This window comes from Streptomyces sp. LHD-70, from assembly GCF_031157275.1.
GTDB lineage: Bacteria > Actinomycetota > Actinomycetes > Streptomycetales > Streptomycetaceae > Streptomyces.
In genome coordinates this window covers 209,664-226,592 of record NZ_JAVIFW010000005.1, presented here as the reverse complement: position 1 = coordinate 226,592, position 16,929 = coordinate 209,664, and the positions used below count along the sequence as shown (strand labels likewise).

The following is a 16,929-nucleotide window of genomic DNA, read 5'->3' as shown; positions in this document are numbered from 1 at the left end:
GCAGACGTACGGCGGGCCCTACCGCCCCGAACAGGGGTGTTACTGCTGCTTGGCGGTGGCCCAGGCCTGCTGGACCGACAGGTCGGCCTTGACCTCGGCGAGCTGGACGGCGACCGCCGAGGGCGCGGTGCCGCCGCGGCCGGAGCGCGAGGCGAGGGCGCCCGGCACGTTCAGGACCGTGCGCACCTCGGGTGTGAGGTGCTCGGAGATCTTCGCGAACTGCTCGTCGGTGAGCTGGTCGAGCTCGATGCCGTGCTGCTCGCACTCCTTGACGCACTCGCCCGCGACCTCGTGCGCGACGCGGAACGGCACGCCCTGCTTGACCAGCCACTCGGCGATGTCGGTGGCGAGCGAGAAGCCGGCCGGGGCGAGCTCCTCCATCCGCTCCCGGTTGACCGTGAGGGTGGCCATCATGCCGGTGAACGCCGGGAGCAGGACCTCCAGTTGGTCACAGGAGTCAAAGACCGGCTCCTTGTCCTCCTGGAGGTCGCGGTTGTACGCGAGCGGCAGCGCCTTGAGGGTCGCGAGCAGGCCGGTCAGGTTGCCGATGAGGCGGCCAGACTTGCCGCGCGCCAGCTCGGCGATGTCCGGGTTCTTCTTCTGCGGCATGATCGACGAGCCGGTGGAGAAGGCGTCGTGGAGCGTGACGAAGGAGAACTCCTTCGTGTTCCAGAGGATGATCTCCTCGGCGATCCGGGAGAGGTTGACGCCGATCATCGCGGTGATGAAGGCGAACTCGGCGACGAAGTCACGCGAGGCCGTGCCGTCGATGGAGTTGCCCGCGCTGCCGTGCTCGAAGCCCAGGTCCCGCGCGACGGCCTCCGGGTCGAGGCCGAGCGAGGAGCCGGCGAGCGCGCCCGAGCCGTACGGGGAGACCGCCGTCCGGTCGTCCCACTGACGGAGCCGCTCGGCGTCCCGGGACAGGGACTGCACATGCGCGAGGACATGGTGGGCGAAGAGCACCGGCTGGGCGTGCTGGAGGTGCGTGCGCCCCGGCATGGCCACGTCCGGGTGGGCCTCGGCCAGGCCGACGAGGGCCTCCTGGAGCTCGGCGATCAGACCGCCGACGATCCGGGCGTGGTCGCGCAGGTACATCCGGAAGAGCGTGGCGACCTGGTCGTTGCGGGACCGGCCGGCGCGCAGCTTGCCGCCGAGGTCCGGGCCGAGCCGCTCCAGGAGGCCGCGCTCCAGGGCGGTGTGCACGTCCTCGTCGGCGATGGTGCCGGTGAACTCGCCGCTGGCGACGTCCTGTTCGAGCAGGTCGAGCCCGGCGATCATCCGCTCCAGCTCGTCCGCCGTCAGCAGGCCCGCCGCGTGCAGCACGCGCGCGTGGGCCCGGGAGCCCGCGATGTCGTACGGGGCGAGGCGCCAGTCGAAGTGCACGGAGGCGGAGAGTTTCGCCAGGGCCTCGGCGGGCCCGTCGGCGAAACGACCGCCCCACAGCCGTACGTCACCGCTGTTGCTGCTCACTGCTCTGCTCCTCGGGGTGGTGGATGTGCGGCTCACGCTACTGCTCGGATCCTCATGCCGCCGCTATGCATGAGTATGCAGTGGACCGTATGTTTCGTCAATTTCCGCGGTTCCGGATCCGAGGAAGTCGTTAGACAGGCGAAGGATTTCGGGACCATAATCACCGGCATGGGAAAGACCTACGAGCGCATAGACGGCCGGCTGCGTACCTTCATCGAGGCGCAGCCGGTGTTCTTCACGGCCACCGCGCCGCTCGACGAGAGCGGCACGATCAACCTCTCCCCCAAGGGCGTCACCGGCTCCTTCGCGGTCCTCGACGAGCAGCGCGTCGCGTACCTGGACTTCGCCGGGAGCCACGCCGAGACCGTCGCGCACCTGCGGGAGAACGGCCGCATCACCCTCATGTGGTGCGCCTTCCAGGGCCCGCCGAACATCGTCCGCGTGCACGGCCGCGGCGAGCCCGTCTTCCGCGACGACCCGCGCTTCGCCGAGCTCCTGACCCACTTCCCCGACGTCGACCCGGCGTTGCACGGACTGCGCGCGATCATCGTCGTCTCCGCCGAGCACATCCGCGACAGCTGCGGGTACGGCGTGCCCTTCATGACGTACGACGAGGACCGCGACCTGCACGCCAAGCGCTTCGCGCGCGAGGACGACACCACGCTGAGCGCGTACTTCGAGAAGCGGACCATCGCCCGGAGCATGGACGGACTGCCGGGAGTGCCGCTGCCCCTGCCGCCCAGCGCCTGAGCGACCGCCCCGCACCGGGGTCGGTGCATGGACCACATATCGAGACGGGATTGCGGGCCCAGGGCGGCAGCGCGTTGCATCCTCGCGTGGAAACCGAACAGACGAACCCCAGCACGACCGCGTCGGAGGACCGGACCGCCCGCCGGGCCGTCACCGTCTTCCCGTTGCTCGTGCTCGCCGCCGGCGCGCTCGGCCTGCTGATACCCGGCGCCTTCACGGACTGGAAGGCGTCCGTGCCGTATCTGCTCGGCATCGTGATGTTCTGCATGGGCCTGACGATGACCCCGGCGGACTTCCAGGGCGTGGCCAAGCGGCCGTGGGTGGTGCTGCTCGGGCTCGCCGCCCAGTACCTCGTGATGCCGAGCCTCGGCTGGCTGATCGCGCAGGCCCTCTCGCTGCCGCCCCAACTCGCCGCCGGTATCATCCTCGTGGGCTGCGCGCCGGGCGGCACCGCGTCCAACGTGGTCACCTACCTGGCCCGCGGCGACGTCGCGCTCTCCGTCTCCGTCACCAGCGTCTCGACCCTGCTCGCGCCGCTCCTGACACCCGCCCTGACGCTGCTGCTTGCGGGCGCGTTCCTGCCCATCGACGCGGGCACGATGACCACCGACATCCTGAAGACGGTCCTGCTGCCGGTCCTCGCGGGCCTCGCCCTGCGCCTCCTCGCGGGCCGGTACGTGGACCGCGTCCTCGGCGCCCTGCCATGGCTGTCCGCGGTCACCATCTCGGTGATCGTCGCCGTGGTCGTGGCGGGCAGCGCCACCGCGATCAAGTCGGCCGCCGCCGTGGTCTTCCTCGCCGTCGTGCTGCACAACGGCCTCGGCCTGACTCTCGGTTACGCGGTCGGCAAGGTGGCCCGGCTCGGGCAGCCCGCGAGCCGTGCGCTCGCCTTCGAGGTCGGCCTGCAGAACTCCGGCCTCGCCGCATCCCTCGCCACGGCCCACTTCAGCCCGCTGGCGGCGCTGCCCGCCGCGGTGTTCTCGGTCTGGCACAACGTGTCCGGCGCGGTGGTCGCCGCGTGGATGGCCCGCCGCTCGCGCCGGGCCTGAGCGTACGTACGCAAAAGGAAGGCCCCCGCAGCGAGTTGCCGCGGGGGCCTTCGTCGTACGTATGGAGGGCTGCTCAGCGCGCGTTCTGGGCGAGGGACAGCAGGTGGTCCGCGAGGGCCTGGCCGCCGTCCGGTTCGCGGCTGATCAGCATCAGCGTGTCGTCGCCGGCGATCGTGCCGAGGATGTCGTGCAGTTCGGCCTGGTCGATGGCCGAGGCGAGGAACTGCGCGGCGCCCGGCGGAGTGCGCAGGACGACCAGGTTGGCCGAGGCCTCCGCGGAGATCAGCAGCTCGCCGGAGAGGCGGCGCATCCGCTCCTCCTTCGCGGACTCCCCGAGCGGGGCGCGCGGGGTGCGGAAGCCGCCCTCGCTGGGCACCGCGTAGATCAGGTCGCCCTCGTTGTTGCGGATCTTCACCGCGTTGAGCTCGTCCAGGTCGCGGGAGAGCGTGGCCTGCGTGACGGACAGGCCGTCGTCCGCGAGCAGTTTCGCCAACTGGCTCTGGGAGCGCACCGGTTGACGGTTGAGGATGTCCACGATCCGGCGGTGCCGGGCCGTGCGGGTCTGCGGGACGGCGGGGCCGCCCTCCGCACCGGGCTCGTTGTCGCGCAGGCTCATCGTCGTCTCATTCTCCGGATCGTCCGTCCCCGTCGGCCGCGCCCGCCGCCCGGTCGAGGATGCCGGGCAGGGCCTGGAGGAACGCTTCCGTCTCGGCGTCCGTGAGGGTCAGCGCGGGCATCAGGCGGACCACGTCGGGCGCGGGGGCGTTCACCAGGTAACCGGCGTCCTGGGCGGCCTGCTGCACCTGGGGTGCGAGCGGCTCGGTGAGCACGATACCCAGGAGCAGTCCCGCGCCCCTGACGTGGCCGACCAGTCCAGACCCAAGACCCTCGACCCCGTCGCGCAGCCGCTCCCCCTGCCGCTTGACGTTGTCGAGCAGCCCGTCCGCCGCGATCGTGTCGAGTACGGCGACTCCGGCCGCGCACGCCACCGGGTTGCCGCCGAACGTCGTACCGTGCTGGCCGGGCTTGAGGAGGTCGGCCGCGGCGCCGAACGCGACGGTCGCACCGATCGGCAGGCCCCCGCCGAGGCCCTTGGCGAGCGTCACGATGTCGGGCTGAACGCCCTCGTGGGCCTGGTACTCGAACCAGTGGCCGGTCCGCCCGATGCCGGTCTGCACCTCGTCGAGGACGAGCAGCGTGCCGGTCGCAGAGGTGATCTCGCGGGCCGCCTTCAGATAGCCGGCCGGGGGCACGACCACGCCGTTCTCGCCCTGGATCGGCTCGATCACGACGAGCGCGGTGTCCTCGGTGACGGCCGCCCGCAGCGCCTCGACATCGCCGTACGGGACATGCGTGACGTCGCCCGGCAGCGGCTCGAACGGCCGCCGCTTGGCGGGCTGGCCGGTGAGCGCGAGGGCACCCATCGTGCGGCCGTGGAAGCCGCCCTCCGTGGCGACCATGTGCGAACGCCCGGTCAGGCGGCCGATCTTGAAGGCCGCCTCGATCGCCTCCGTACCGGAGTTGCAGAAGAACACCCGGCCCGTGCGGCCGAAGTGGTGGAGGAGCTTCTCGGCGAGGGCGACGGTCGGCTCGGCGATGAAGAAGTTGGAGACCTGGCCGAGCGTCGCCACCTGGTCGCTGACCGCGCGGACCACCGCGGGGTGGGCGTGGCCGAGGGCGTTGACGGCGATGCCGCCGATGAAGTCGACGTACTCGGTGCCGTCCGCGTCCCAGACCTTCAGGCCCTCGCCGCGCACCAACGGCATCCGCGGGGTGCCGTAGTTGTCCATCAGCGCGCCCTGCCAGCGCTGGGCGTACTCCTGGTTGCTGCCGCCGGTCACTGCGCTCCCCCTTCGGGCTCGTCGGGCACGACCATCGTGCCGATTCCTTCGTCCGTGAAGATCTCCAGGAGGATCGAGTGCTGGACCCTCCCGTCGATCACGCGGGCCGTCTGCACGCCGTTGCGGACGGCGTGCAGGCAGCCCTCCATCTTCGGCACCATGCCGGAGCTCAACTCCGGGAGGAGTTTCTCCAGTTGGGCGGCGGAGAGGCGGCTGATCACCTCGTCGCTGTTCGGCCAGTCCTCGTAGAGGCCCTCGACGTCGGTGAGGACCATGAGGGTCTCGGCGCCAAGGGCGGCAGCGAGCGCCGCGGCCGCCGTATCGGCATTGACGTTGTAGACATGGTGGTCGTCCTCGGAGCGGGCGATGGAGGAGACGACCGGGATGCGGCCGTCCTCCAGGAGCGCCTCGATGGCGCCCGTGTCGATCTCGGTGATCTCGCCGACCCGGCCGATGTCCACCAACTCGCCCTCGATCCGCGGCTGGTGCTTGGTCGCGGTGATCGTGTGCGCGTCCTCGCCGGTGAGGCCCACGGCGAGCGGGCCGTGCTGGTTGAGCAGCCCGACGAGCTCGCGCTGCACCTGTCCGGCGAGCACCATGCGTACGACGTCCATGGCGTCCTCGGTGGTGACGCGCAGGCCCGCCTTGAACTCGCTGACGATGCCGTGCCGGTCGAGTGCCTTGCTGATCTGCGGGCCGCCGCCGTGCACCACGACCGGCCTGAGTCCGGCGTGGTGCAGGAACACCACGTCCTGGGCGAACGCGGCCTTCAACTCCTCGTCCACCATGGCGTTCCCGCCGAACTTGATGACGACGGTCTTGCCGCGGTGCCGGGTCAGCCAGGGCAGCGCCTCGACGAGGATCTGCGCCTTGGGCAGTGCGGTGTGTTTACGAGTGCTCATCGGCTCGGGGTCCCCGGGGGTCAGGAGGAATGGGCGTCAGGAGGAATAGGCGCTGTTCTCGTGCACGTACTCGGCGGTCAGGTCGTTGGCCCAGATCACCACCGGCTCGGCGTCGCCCGCGGCCAGGTCGGCGGTGATCGCGACCTCGCGGTAGCGCATGTCGACCAGCTCGCGGTCCTCGCCGACCGAGCCTTCCTTGCAGACCCAGACGCCGTTGATGGCGACGTTCAGCTGGTTCGGGTCGAAGGCCGCGGAGGTGGTGCCGATCGCGGAGAGCACCCGGCCCCAGTTGGGGTCCTCGCCGTGGATGGCGCACTTGAGGAGGTTGTTGCGGGCGATGGAGCGGCCCACCTCGACGGCGTCGTCCTCGCTCGCCGCGTTGACGACCTCGATCCGGATGTCCTTGCTCGCACCCTCGGCGTCCCCGATCAGCTGCCGGGCGAGATCGGCGCAGACCTCGCGTACGGCCTCGGCGAACTCGGCCTGTTCCGGGGCGACTTCGGACGCACCGGAGGCGAGAAGCAGCACGGTGTCGTTGGTCGACATGCAGCCGTCGGAGTCGACCCGGTCGAAGGTCGTACGGGTCGCGGAGCGCAGGGCCTTGTCGAGGTCCGCGGTGTCCACGTCGGCGTCCGTGGTGAGGACGACCAGCATGGTGGCGAGGCCGGGGGCGAGCATGCCCGCGCCCTTCGCCATGCCGCCGACGGTCCAGCCGGCCTCGCTGGAGACGACCGCGGTCTTGTGCACGCTGTCGGTGGTCTTGATGGCGATGGCGGCCTTCTCGCCGCCGTGCTCGGACAGCCGCGCGGCGGCGCTCTCCACGCCCGGGAGCAGCTTGTCCATCGGCAGCGTCACCCCGATGAGGCCGGTCGACGCGACGGCGACCTCACCCGCGTTCAGGTTCAGCACCTCGGCGACCTTCTCGGCGGTGGCGTGCGTGTCCTGGAAGCCCTTCGGGCCCGTACAGGCGTTGGCGCCACCGGAGTTGAGGACCACGGCCTGGACCTGGCCGCCCTTGAGCACCTGCTCCGACCACAGGACCGGGGCGGCCTTGACGCGGTTGGAGGTGAAGACGCCCGCGGCGGCCAGTCGGGGCCCGCTGTTGACCACGAGGGCCAGGTCGGGGTTCCCGTTCTCCTTGATGCCTGCTGCGATGCCGGAGGCGGTGAAGCCCTTGGCAGCGGTGACGCTCACGGTGCGACTCCGATCGAGGAAAGCCCGGTCGCCTCGTCGAGGCCGAGGGCGATGTTCATGCTCTGCACCGCGCCGCCCGCGGTGCCCTTGGTCAGGTTGTCGATGGCGCTGATCACGATGACGCGGCCCGCGCTCGCGTCGTACGCGACCTGCAGCTGCACGGCGTTCGAGCCGTACACGGAGGCGGTCGCCGGCCACTGCCCCTCGGGGAGCAGCCGCACGAACGGCTCGTCCGCGTAGGCCTTCTCGTACGCCTCGCGGAGCGCGTCGCCGCTCGTGCCGGGCGCGGCCTTGGCGCTGCAGGTGGCGAGGATGCCGCGGGACATCGGGGCGAGCGTCGGCGTGAAGGACACGGAGACCTTCCGGCCTGCGGCCGCGCTGAGGTTCTGGATCATCTCGGGGGTGTGCCGGTGCCCGCCACCCACGCCGTAAGGCGACATGGAGCCCATCACCTCGGAGCCGAGCAGATGCGGCTTGAGCGCCTTGCCCGCGCCGGAGGTGCCGGTCGCGGCGACGATCACCGCCTCGTCCTCGACGAGTCCGGCGGCGTACGCGGGGACGAGGGCGAGCGAGACGGCCGTCGGGTAGCAGCCCGGCACGGCGATCCGCTTCGTACCGCCGAGCGCGGCGCGGGCGCCGGGCAGCTCGGGCAGTCCGTACGGCCAGGTGCCGGCGTGCTCGGAGCCGTAGAAGGTCTCCCAGTCCGCGGAGTTCTGCAGCCGGAAGTCGGCGCCCATGTCGATCACCAGGACGTCGGGGCCGAGCTGCTCGGCGACGGCGGCGGACTGGCCGTGCGGCAGCGCGAGAAACACGACATCGTGGCCGGAGAGCACGTCGGCGGTGGTCGGCTCCAGGACGCGGTCGGCGAGCGGCAGCAGATGCGGCTGGAGCGCGCCGAGGTGCTGCCCGGCGTTGGAGTGCCCGGTCAGGGCGCCGATCTCCACGTCCGGGTGCCCGATCAGCAGACGCAACAGCTCCCCGCCCGCGTATCCACTCGCCCCTGCGACTGCCGCACGTACTGCCATCGGATCCTCCTCGGTGATGGCATGACTATACGTAGCTTCGAAGTTTTATGCAAAGCGATGCAGAGGGTCCACGGGAGGTCGAGCAAGGTCGAGCATCCGGGGCGGGCCGGGCCTTGACGCATGATCGGGGCATGACGCAGCACTCCGGCGACGGTTACCTCCTCGACAACCGGCAGTCCGAGGCGGGCGAGCGCTTCGACGCCTTCGCGAGCCTCTTCGACGCCTCCACCTTCCGCCACTTCGACACCATCGGCGTCACGGCGGGCTGGCGCTGCTGGGAGGTGGGGGCCGGTGGTCCTTCCGTCGTACGCGGACTCGCCGAGCGGGTCGGGCCCGACGGGTACGTCCTGGCCACGGACATCGACACGTCGTGGACGCGCGCGGCCACCGCCCCGCAGGTCGAGGTCCGCCGGCACGACGTCGTCGCCGACGAGCCGCCGCCCGGCCCCTTCGACCTCGTCCACGCCCGCCTCGTCCTCGTCCATGTCGCCGACCGCGAGCGGGCGTTGCGCGTCCTGGTGGACTCCCTGCGGCCCGGCGGATTCCTGCTGATCGAGGACGCCGACCCGGCGCTCCAGCCCCTCGTCTGCCCCGACGAGTCCGGCCCGCAGCAGCGGCTCGCCAACAAGCTGAAGCACGGCTTCCGCGCGCTCCTCACCGAGCGCGGCGCGGACCTCTCGTACGGGCGGCGGCTGCCGCGCCTGTTGCGCGGGGCGGGGCTGACCGAGGTGCGCGCCGACGCGTACTTCCCGGTCACCGGGCCGGCCTGCGCGGAGCTCGAACGCGCCACGGTGGAGCAGGTACGGGACCAGCTGGTCGCCAAGGGGCTCGCGACGCGGGCGGAGATCGAGTCCCATCTGGCCAACGTCGCTGAGGGCGGCCTCGACCTGGCGACATCGCCGATGATCTCGGCGTGGGGGCGCAAGCCGGGGGCCTGAGCCCGGTCGCGGGGCGGGTGCGGGCTCGTTGTCAGTGGTGGCACGTACGGTCGGGGGCATGACTGATCAGGACGCCAACTCGCCCTCGGTGCACGCCTTCTCGACGTGGGAGCCGCTGCTGCGCCTGCTGCGGGTCTGGCGCGCACCGGGGCGCGACGGCACGCCTTCGTACGCGTCGGGCCGTATCGGGCAGGGCAGTTGGAGCCTGCCTTCACGCGAGGACGTTCCGCGTTCGGACCGGTTTGCGCGGGACGCGGGGATACGGGCGCAGGCGGAGGCGGTGGATCCGGTGCGGCGGGCGCTGGCCGTCGCCGGGGTCGAGGACGTCACGTTCACGGCCGAGTTCTCGGCGGCCGGGCCGGTGACGCTGCGCGTGCTCGGGCGGAGCCCGGCCGTGGAGTCCGGGATCGGCAGCGCGCATCCGGGTGCGCTGCTGCTGGTGGAGGGCGCGGTTCCGGAGCCCTGGCGCCGACTGCCCGAGCCGGTGCGGGAGTCGGGCCCCGCCCCTTCCGCGGACCCGGCGCTCCTCGTACGGACCCTCCGTGACCGGATGCCGCCGGGTGCCGTCGGCGCCACGGACGCGGAGCTCGGGGCGGCGGAGGCCCGGCTCGGCGTCCCGCTGCCGGAGGAGTTGAAGGCGCTCTATCGCGTGACGCGTGGACAGGGGGAGGACTGGGGCGAGGGCGCCGACGCGGCGGAGCGCGCGTACCGGTCGGTGGGCTGCGAGCTCTTCCCGCTGGAGGAGGTGTACGTCGCGAACGCGGCGTCGCGGGCCACCCGTTGGCAGTTCGCGGCGATGGAGGCGGTCGTCACCCGGGACGACGACGCGGTGCAGGGCCTGGTCGGCTCGCCGGGCTGGATCGTCTTCGGCGACACCGGCGGCGGGGACCGGCTCGCGGTGGACCTCACGCCCGGCCCGCGCGGGTACGTCGGGCAGATCGTGCTGCTCAGCCACGAGTTGAACATCGGGGCCGAGCTGATCGCGGACTCGCTCACCGACCTGATCCTCGGCCGGGAGAGCGGGCCGAGCGGCGGCTCGGGCCCCGACGGGCCGCCGGCCGTGGCGCACGTCAACCGAAGGAGCCTGCCCGGCGTCGAGGCCGCCGCCCACCCCGGACTCGAGGTGCTGTCCATCGGCGTCTGGGAGGCCGAGCCGCTGAGCCTCGCCCCGGTGCTCGGCCTGCCCCGCCTGCGCACGCTGGTCGCGTACCCGGGCACGCTCGCCGACCCGTTGGAGATAGCCGGGCTCAAGGGCCTGGAGTACCTGGAACTCTCCCCGCAGGACTGGCGCGTGCTGCTGGACGCGGGGGCGGTCCCGCGCAGCCTGTCGGCGGCGGCGATCACCGCACACGGGAACCAGGAGGTGCTGTCCACAGTGGCCCTTGCCAACGAGATCCTGGCCCTGTGGGACCGGCCGCAGATCATTCAGACGGTGGTGGAGGGGGACGTCGGGATCACGGGCTAGGTCCTGTCTTGAAGACAGGACCTAGGGGCGTCTCCCTGGTCGTCGCGGGCCCGCAAAGATCGGGGAGACGGGCCCTGGTCGCCGGCCGGTCGCTGCCGTGCCGCATCGGTCAAGAGGGCTGACTCCGCCTCCGACAGGCGTAGTTCGGCGGCTGCCGTGTTCTGCTCGAGGTGGTCCAGGTCGCCCGTGCCGGGGATCGCCAGGACGTGCGGGCCCTGGTGCAGGGTCCAGGCCAGCCGGATCTGAGCGGCGGACGCGCCGTGCGCGCGGGCGACGGCCAGGATCTCCGGGCTCTGCTCGGCAGCGGCCCCCGCGTCGCCCGCTGACCCCGCGATCGCGTAGAAGGGCACGAAGGCGATGCCGAGCTGTCCGCAGCGGTCGAGGAGCGCCCGGTCCTCGCTCGACGCGCCGATCCCGAAGGGGTTCTGGACGCAGGCGACGGGAGCGATGTCCAGGGCCTCGGCGAGTTGCGCGGACGTCACGTTGGAGACTCCGAGGTGGCGGATCAGCCCGGCGTCACGGAGTTCGGCCAGCGCGCCGAAGTGCTCGGCGATCGAGCCGTTCCGCCGGCTCGGAGGCACCCGCAGGTTCACCACGTCCAGGTGGTCGCGGCCGAGCTGGCGCAGGTTCTCCTCGACCTGGCCGCGTAGCTGCGCCGCGTTCGCCCACCACCAGGCACCCGAGGGGTCACGGCCCGGCCACACCTTGGTCGCGATGACCAGATCGTCCGGGTACGGCGCGAGGGCCCGGTTGATCAGTTCGTTCGCGGAGCGCGTCGCGGAGAAGTAGAAGGCGGCCGTATCGATGTGGTTCACGCCGAGGTCGACGGCCCTGCGGAGCACGGCGATCGACTGCTCCCGGTCGCGCGGGGCGCCGCCGTCGAAGGGTGCGGTGCCGGTGAGCCGCATCGCGCCGAGGCCGATGCGGCGGACGGTCAGCTCGCCGCCGAGGCGCCAAGTGCCGCACGTGGTCCGGGTGTTCGTCTGTCGGCTCATGACGGGGCTCTCCGCTCTCCGGGGGCTTTCCGGGAAGTTCCTTGGGATGAACGCAAAAAAGCCTCCTCGGCGGATCGGGATCCGCGCCGAGAAGGCTCAACTGCTGCCGGGACTTTAGCAGGGCGGTGGCACCCCGCGCCCACCTGCCCGGACCCAACGCGTTTGCCCGGGAAGGAACTTCAGGGAAAGGTAAGGCGTTGGCAAAGCGATGCGTCGTGTGAGCGCACGTACCAGTGAACGGCTAGCCGAGGTGGCACGGATGGCGATGTGGGACCGGATCAAGGACCAGGCCAAGGGTCTGCAGCAGCAGGCACAGGGAGCGCGCGGCTCCGGCGGCCAGGGACAGGGGCACGGACACGGACAGCCGGGGGCCGGGGCGAATCCGGGCTCCGGGTCGAGCGGCGGAGGGTCGAAGGCCCAGCTCGTCGGCATGCTCAAGACCCAGCTCACGTCCTTGAAGACGGAGCTGAAGAGCGGTTCGTACCGGGACGCGAGCATGGCCATGTGCGCCCTGGTCGCGGCTGCCGACGGCTCGGTCGACCCGGCCGAGCGGCAGCAGATCGAGTCCCTGATCCTGCAGAACGACGTGCTGCAGAACTTCCCGCCGGAGCAGCTGCGGCAGCGCTTCAACAAGCATGTCGACCAGCTGTCGTTCAACTTCCAGCAGGGCAAGGCCGGGGTCATGCAGGAGATCGCCAAGGCGGCGAAGAAGCCGACGGAGGCCAGGGCTGTCGTGCAGACCGGCTTCGTCGTGGCGGGCGCGGACGGCTTCGTCGCCCCGGCCGAGCAGCAGGTGCTGCGGGAGGCGTGCGCGGCCCTCAACGTGTCGCCGCAGGAGTTCGGACTCTGAGCCAGTCGGACGGACTCTGAGCGAGTCGGACGACCAACACCCCTGAGGTCACGGGCCCGTACGCACACACGGTGCACCGAGGACGGTGCGGGCCCGGCCTCGGCGGTACGGCCGGGTGAGAGCCGGGCAGAAACCTCGGCGGTATGGCTGGGTGGAGCCGGGCGGGACACCTCGACGGAACGGCCGAGGGGGGACGGCGAGGAAAGACGGCGAGGAGAGACGGCGAGGAGGCGCGGAGCGGCCCTCAGGCGACCCTGACCACGTACTTTCCCCGCACACCGCCCGCCTCAAGAGCACGATGCGCGGCCGCCGTCTCCTCCAGCGAGAAGGTCGCGTCCACCGCAGGGCGCAGCTTCCCCTCGGCCACATGGCGAGCGAGGTCGTCGAGATCCTTCCGCCGGGGATTGCCGCTGAAGAAGCGCACCCGGCCGCGCCCGTGGACCGTGCCGGCCGCGAGGGTGCCGAGTGATGCGGCGGGCCGGTCCAGGTCGAAGGCGATGGTGACCATGCGCCCGCCGGGATTCAGCAGGCGCCGGAAGGTCCGCAGGTCGGTCCCCACCGTGTCCAGGACCACGTCGAAGCGGCCCAGTTCCGCCAGTGGGACCGTCCGGTGGTCGACGGCCCGGTGCGCGCCGAGCTCCCGGACGAAGCCCAGGTTGGCGGCGCGTGCGAGGGCCGTGACCTCGGCGCCGTACGCCCGTCCGAGCTGGACGGCCGCGTGGCCGACTCCGCCCGCCGCGCCCCGTACGAGGAGGCGTTCCCCCGGGCGCAGCCCGGCCTTGTCCCGCAGTGCGGTGACGGCGGTGGTGGCGACCGGCAGCGCGGCGGCGTCCGCCAGGTCGAGCCCCTCGGGGACCCGGCCGAGCCGCCCGGCGGGCACGCTCACGTATTCGGCCGCGCTGCCGAACCCGGAGGTGCGGCCCAGGACGCCCCAGACGCGGTCGCCGATCGCGAAGTCCGCCGTGCCGGCGCCCAGTGCGGCGACTTCCCCCGTGAGGTCGAGGCCGATCCGCTGAGGGAAGGTCCGGCCGGTCACGAGGCGGACCCGCCCGGCGCGGGCCGCCAGTTCGCCGCCGTTGACACTGAACGCGCGTACGCGCACGAGGACCTCGCCACGGGCGGGTTCGGGGCGTGGCAGCCGTCCTGTGTAGAGCACTTCGGGCGGGCCGTAGCGGTCGAAGAGAACTGCCTTCATCGTGGGGTCGTTCATGGTCTGACGCTGCCTTCGCGACGGGGCCGTACGGGGCTGTAGGGGGCTGTAGGGGGCTGTAGGGGGATCTGCTGTCGACCGTAGGCTCTAAGTGGACGAGATCGTCCGTTTGGACGGGAAGCGAGAGACAGTGATGGCGGATTCCTCTCGGATCGGCGACGCAGAGGGCCTGCGGGCGGACGCCCGGCGCAACCGGGAGCGCGTCCTCGTCGCCGCCCGTGCGGTCTTCGCCGAGCACGGGATCGACGCGCCGATGGCGGCGGTGGCCCGCCGGGCGGGGGTCGGTGTGGCGACGCTGTACCGGCACTTCCCGACCCGGGACGCCCTCGTGCGGGGCGCGTTCGAGCAGCAGATGGAGACCTGCGCGCAGGCGCTCACCGAGGCACTGGCCGCCCCCGACCCGTGGTGGGGCTTTCAGCGCCTGATCGAGACGCTCTGCAGGCTGCAGCGGGAGGAACGCGGGTTCCCGGCCGCCTTCCTGGCCGCCTTCCCGGACAGTGCGGTGGAGCACGCGCAGGACCGGGCGCGCGCCGAACGGGACCTGATGACGCTGGTCCGCAGGGCCCAGGCGGCGGGCGGGCTGCGGGCCGACTTCCAGCCGTCCGACCTCGCCGTGGTCATGCTGGCGCACTGTGGTCTGGTGACGGCGCTGCCGGACGACGCCGCGGCGTCCCGGCGGCTCGTGGCCTACCTGCTCCAGTCGTTCCGCGCCGACGCGACCAACTCGCCGCTGCCCCCGCCGACTTCGCTCCCCCTGCGCAACCTCCCGCTCACGGCGGAACCCGGCCGGGGGCGGCGCTCCTAGTGCCTACCCCGGGCGGCGACTCCCCCGGGGCGGACGGGCGGTGGCCGTTGTACGCGGAAACGGGTACGCCCCGGCCGGAAGTGTCCGGTCGGGGCGTACCCGTGAGCGGTGGAGCGAGCCTCGATCAGGCGAGGGTGTCCAGGGCCTGGTTGAGGGTGGCCGAGGGGCGCATGACCGCCGAGGCCTTCTGCACGTCCGGCTGGAAGTAGCCGCCGATGTCCGCCGGGGAGCCCTGCACGGCGAGGAGCTCGTCGACGATCGTCTGCTCCTGCTCCGTGAGGGTCTTGGCGAGCTCCGCGAACGCCTCGGCGAGCGCGGCGTCCTCGGTCTGCTTGGCCAGCTCCTGCGCCCAGTACAGGGACAGGTAGAAGTGGCTGCCGCGGTTGTCGATGCTGCCGAGCTTGCGGGCCGGGGACTTGTTCTCGCCCAGGAACGTGGCCGTGGCGCGGTCCAGGGTGTCGGCCAGGATCTGCGCGCGGGCGTTGCCCGTGGTCTGCGCGAGGTGCTCGAAGGAGACCGCGAGGGCGAGGAACTCACCGAGGCTGTCCCAGCGCAGGTAGTTCTCCTTGACCAGCTGCTGCACGTGCTTCGGGGCGGAGCCGCCGGCGCCCGTCTCGAAGAGGCCGCCGCCGTTCATCAGCGGGACCACGGAGAGCATCTTGGCGCTGGTGCCCAGCTCCAGGATCGGGAACAGGTCGGTGAGGTAGTCGCGCAGGACGTTGCCGGTGACGGAGATGGTGTTCTCGCCGCGGCGGATGCGCTCCAGGGAGAAGCGGGTGGCGTCGACCGGCGCGAGGATCTTGATCTCCAGGCCCTCGGTGTCGTGCTCCGTGAGGTACTGGTTGACCTTCCCGATCAGCTGGGCGTCGTGGGCGCGGGTCTCGTCCAGCCAGAACACGGCCGGGTCGCCGGTGGCGCGGGCACGGGTGACGGCGAGCTTGACCCAGTCCCTGATCGGCGCGTCCTTGGTCTGGCAGGCGCGGAAGATGTCGCCGGCCGAGACGGGCTGCTCCAGGACGACGTTGCCCGCGGTGTCGACCAGGCGGACGGTGCCGGCCACGGGGACCTCGAAGGTCTTGTCGTGCGAGCCGTACTCCTCGGCCTTCTGCGCCATCAGGCCGACGTTCGGGACCGAGCCCATGGTCGACGGGTCGTAGGCGCCGTTGGCGCGGCAGTCGTCGATGACGACCTGGTAGAGGCCGGCGTACGAGGAGTCCGGCAGGACCGCGAGGGTGTCGTGCTCGTCGCCGTCCGGGCCCCACATGTGGCCGGAGGTGCGGATCATCGCGGGCATGGAGGCGTCCACGATGACGTCCGACGGGACGTGCAGGTTGGTGATGCCGTTGTCCGAGTCGACCATCGCGAGCTCGGGGCCCTCGGCGAGCTCGGCCTCGAAGGACGCCTTGATCTCGGCGCCGAGGTGCGGCACGGAGTCCAGGCCCTTGAGGATGGCGCCCAGGCCGTCGTTCGGGGACAGGCCGGCGGCGACGAGCGCCTCGCCGTACTTCGCGAAGGTCTGCGGGAAGAAGGCGCGGACGACGTGACCGAAGACGATCGGGTCGGAGACCTTCATCATCGTGGCCTTGAGGTGCACGGAGAACAGCACGCCCTCGGCCTTGGCGCGGGCGATCTGCGCGGAGAGGAACTCACGCAGCGGCGCGACGTGCATCACGGAGGCGTCGACGACCTCGTCCTTGAGGACCTTTACGGACTCGCGCAGCACGGTGGTGGTGCCGTCCTCGGCGACCAGCTCGATGCGCAGGGCGCCGTCCTCGGTGATGACGGTGGACTTCTCGGTGGAGCGGAAGTCGTTCTCACCCATGGTGGCGACGTTGGTCTTGGACTCGGGGGTCCAGGCGCCCATGCGGTGCGGGTGGGCCTTGGCGTAGTTCTTCACCGAGGCGGGAGCGCGGCGGTCGGAGTTGCCCTCGCGCAGGACCGGGTTCACGGCGGAGCCCTTGACCTTGTCGTAACGGGCGCCGATCTCCCGCTCCTCGTCGGTCTTCGGGTCGTCCGGGTAGTCCGGGAGCGCGTAGCCCTGCGCCTGCAGCTCGGCGACCGCGGCCTTCAGCTGCGGGATCGAGGCCGAGATGTTGGGCAGCTTGATGATGTTGGCGCCGGGGGTCTTGGCCAGCTCGCCGAGCTCGGCGAGGGCGTCGCCGATGCGCTGCTCCTCCTTGAGGTACTCGGGGAACTGGGCGATGATCCGGCCCGCCAGGGAGATGTCACGGGTCTCCACGGCGACACCGGCCGTCGAGGCGTACGCCTGGACCACCGGCAGGAACGAATGCGTCGCCAGGGCCGGGGCCTCGTCAGTGTGGGTGTAGATGATGGTCGAGTCAGTCACCGGGTGCTCCGCTCCACGTCTACTGCATCGGTCGGAATTGCTCGACATCAAGATATCTCGTGCCGGGGGCCGGGCGGACAGGGCCCTC

At 71.6% G+C, this 16,929-nt stretch carries 15 protein-coding genes; 6 read left to right on the top strand and 9 right to left on the bottom strand.

The features are described 5' to 3' along the window. Positions 1-39 precede the first annotated feature (39 nt). Positions 40-1,470 carry an argininosuccinate lyase gene (gene argH, locus RCO28_RS11700; protein WP_308940981.1) on the bottom strand — a complete coding sequence of 477 codons (1,431 nt, stop codon included), beginning with the start codon at positions 1,468-1,470 and terminating at the stop codon, positions 40-42. A gap of 168 nt (positions 1,471-1,638) precedes the next feature. Here argH and RCO28_RS11695 point away from each other — a divergent pair, with 168 nt between their 5' ends. Both RCO28_RS11695 and RCO28_RS11690 read left to right on the top strand, forming a co-directional pair. Next, a complete protein-coding gene (locus RCO28_RS11695; protein ID WP_308940980.1) occupies positions 1,639-2,220 on the top strand; it encodes a pyridoxamine 5'-phosphate oxidase family protein in 582 nt (193 codons plus the stop codon). 86 nt (positions 2,221-2,306) lie between these two features. Next, positions 2,307-3,269, top strand: a complete 963-nt coding sequence (locus RCO28_RS11690; RefSeq protein ID WP_308940979.1) for a bile acid:sodium symporter family protein — start codon at positions 2,307-2,309, stop codon at positions 3,267-3,269. A gap of 73 nt (positions 3,270-3,342) precedes the next feature. Here the strand turns inward: RCO28_RS11690 and RCO28_RS11685 are convergent, their stop codons facing one another. Genes RCO28_RS11685 through argC form a run of 5 tightly spaced genes read right to left on the bottom strand, consistent with a single transcriptional unit; the run spans position 3,343 to position 8,231 of the window. Beyond that, a complete protein-coding gene (locus tag RCO28_RS11685; protein ID WP_282536159.1) occupies positions 3,343-3,885 on the bottom strand; it encodes an arginine repressor in 543 nt (180 codons plus the stop codon). A 7-nt stretch (positions 3,886-3,892) separates the two neighbouring features. Then, a complete protein-coding gene (locus RCO28_RS11680; protein WP_308940978.1) occupies positions 3,893-5,110 on the bottom strand; it encodes an acetylornithine transaminase in 1,218 nt (405 codons plus the stop codon). Next, the gene (argB, locus tag RCO28_RS11675) at positions 5,107-6,012 is read right to left on the bottom strand and encodes an acetylglutamate kinase (RefSeq protein ID WP_308940977.1); all 906 of its coding nucleotides are present in this window, start codon (positions 6,010-6,012) and stop codon (positions 5,107-5,109) included. The genes RCO28_RS11680 and argB overlap by 4 nt, the downstream gene beginning before the upstream one ends. A gap of 36 nt (positions 6,013-6,048) precedes the next feature. Beyond that, the gene (gene argJ, locus RCO28_RS11670) at positions 6,049-7,206 is read right to left on the bottom strand and encodes a bifunctional glutamate N-acetyltransferase/amino-acid acetyltransferase ArgJ (RefSeq protein WP_308940976.1); all 1,158 of its coding nucleotides are present in this window, start codon (positions 7,204-7,206) and stop codon (positions 6,049-6,051) included. Then, positions 7,203-8,231, bottom strand: a complete 1,029-nt coding sequence (gene argC, locus RCO28_RS11665; RefSeq protein ID WP_308940975.1) for an N-acetyl-gamma-glutamyl-phosphate reductase — start codon at positions 8,229-8,231, stop codon at positions 7,203-7,205. Before argC ends, argJ begins: the two co-directional genes overlap by 4 nt. Positions 8,232-8,362: 131 nt before the next feature. On the opposite strand from argC, the gene RCO28_RS11660 reads away from it, so the two are divergent. Beyond that, positions 8,363-9,169: a methyltransferase gene (locus tag RCO28_RS11660; RefSeq protein WP_308940974.1), complete on the top strand. Its 807-nt coding sequence runs from the start codon at positions 8,363-8,365 to the stop codon at positions 9,167-9,169. 58 nt (positions 9,170-9,227) lie between these two features. Next, positions 9,228-10,634, top strand: a complete 1,407-nt coding sequence (locus RCO28_RS11655; RefSeq protein WP_308940973.1) for an SMI1/KNR4 family protein — start codon at positions 9,228-9,230, stop codon at positions 10,632-10,634. On the opposite strand, the gene RCO28_RS11650 is transcribed toward RCO28_RS11655, so the two are convergent. After that, positions 10,631-11,629 carry an aldo/keto reductase gene (locus tag RCO28_RS11650; protein WP_308940972.1) on the bottom strand — a complete coding sequence of 333 codons (999 nt, stop codon included), beginning with the start codon at positions 11,627-11,629 and terminating at the stop codon, positions 10,631-10,633. The genes RCO28_RS11655 and RCO28_RS11650 overlap by 4 nt on opposite strands. A 259-nt stretch (positions 11,630-11,888) precedes the next feature. On the opposite strand from RCO28_RS11650, the gene RCO28_RS11645 reads away from it, so the two are divergent. Continuing rightward, positions 11,889-12,479, top strand: coding sequence for a TerB family tellurite resistance protein (locus tag RCO28_RS11645; protein WP_308940971.1), 591 nt, complete (start codon positions 11,889-11,891; stop codon positions 12,477-12,479). A 244-nt stretch (positions 12,480-12,723) separates the two neighbouring features. Here the strand turns inward: RCO28_RS11645 and RCO28_RS11640 are convergent, their stop codons facing one another. Further along, entirely contained in the window at positions 12,724-13,689 is a 966-nt protein-coding gene (locus RCO28_RS11640) for an NAD(P)-dependent alcohol dehydrogenase (RefSeq protein ID WP_308940970.1), read from the bottom strand. 133 nt (positions 13,690-13,822) lie between these two features. On the opposite strand from RCO28_RS11640, the gene RCO28_RS11635 reads away from it, so the two are divergent. Continuing rightward, entirely contained in the window at positions 13,823-14,494 is a 672-nt protein-coding gene (locus tag RCO28_RS11635) for a helix-turn-helix domain-containing protein (protein WP_308940969.1), read from the top strand. A 124-nt stretch (positions 14,495-14,618) separates the two neighbouring features. Here the strand turns inward: RCO28_RS11635 and RCO28_RS11630 are convergent, their stop codons facing one another. After that, positions 14,619-16,841, bottom strand: coding sequence for an NADP-dependent isocitrate dehydrogenase (locus RCO28_RS11630; RefSeq protein ID WP_308940968.1), 2,223 nt, complete (start codon positions 16,839-16,841; stop codon positions 14,619-14,621). Positions 16,842-16,929: the final 88 nt, after the last annotated feature.

Bases quoted from the DNA above. Each gene is read 5' to 3' on its own strand.
- RCO28_RS11695 (WP_308940980.1), top strand. From the start codon at position 1,639: ATGGGAAAGACCTACGAGCGCATAGACGGCCGGCTGCGTACCTTCATC.
- RCO28_RS11685 (WP_282536159.1), bottom strand. From the start codon at position 3,885: ATGAGCCTGCGCGACAACGAGCCCGGTGCGGAGGGCGGCCCCGCCGTC.
- argB (WP_308940977.1), bottom strand. From the start codon at position 6,012: ATGAGCACTCGTAAACACACCGCACTGCCCAAGGCGCAGATCCTCGTC.
- argC (WP_308940975.1), bottom strand. From the start codon at position 8,231: ATGGCAGTACGTGCGGCAGTCGCAGGGGCGAGTGGATACGCGGGCGGG.
- RCO28_RS11660 (WP_308940974.1), top strand. From the start codon at position 8,363: ATGACGCAGCACTCCGGCGACGGTTACCTCCTCGACAACCGGCAGTCC.
- RCO28_RS11655 (WP_308940973.1), top strand. From the start codon at position 9,228: ATGACTGATCAGGACGCCAACTCGCCCTCGGTGCACGCCTTCTCGACG.
- RCO28_RS11650 (WP_308940972.1), bottom strand. From the start codon at position 11,629: ATGAGCCGACAGACGAACACCCGGACCACGTGCGGCACTTGGCGCCTC.
- RCO28_RS11645 (WP_308940971.1), top strand. From the start codon at position 11,889: ATGGCGATGTGGGACCGGATCAAGGACCAGGCCAAGGGTCTGCAGCAG.
- RCO28_RS11640 (WP_308940970.1), bottom strand. From the start codon at position 13,689: ATGAACGACCCCACGATGAAGGCAGTTCTCTTCGACCGCTACGGCCCG.
- RCO28_RS11635 (WP_308940969.1), top strand. From the start codon at position 13,823: ATGGCGGATTCCTCTCGGATCGGCGACGCAGAGGGCCTGCGGGCGGAC.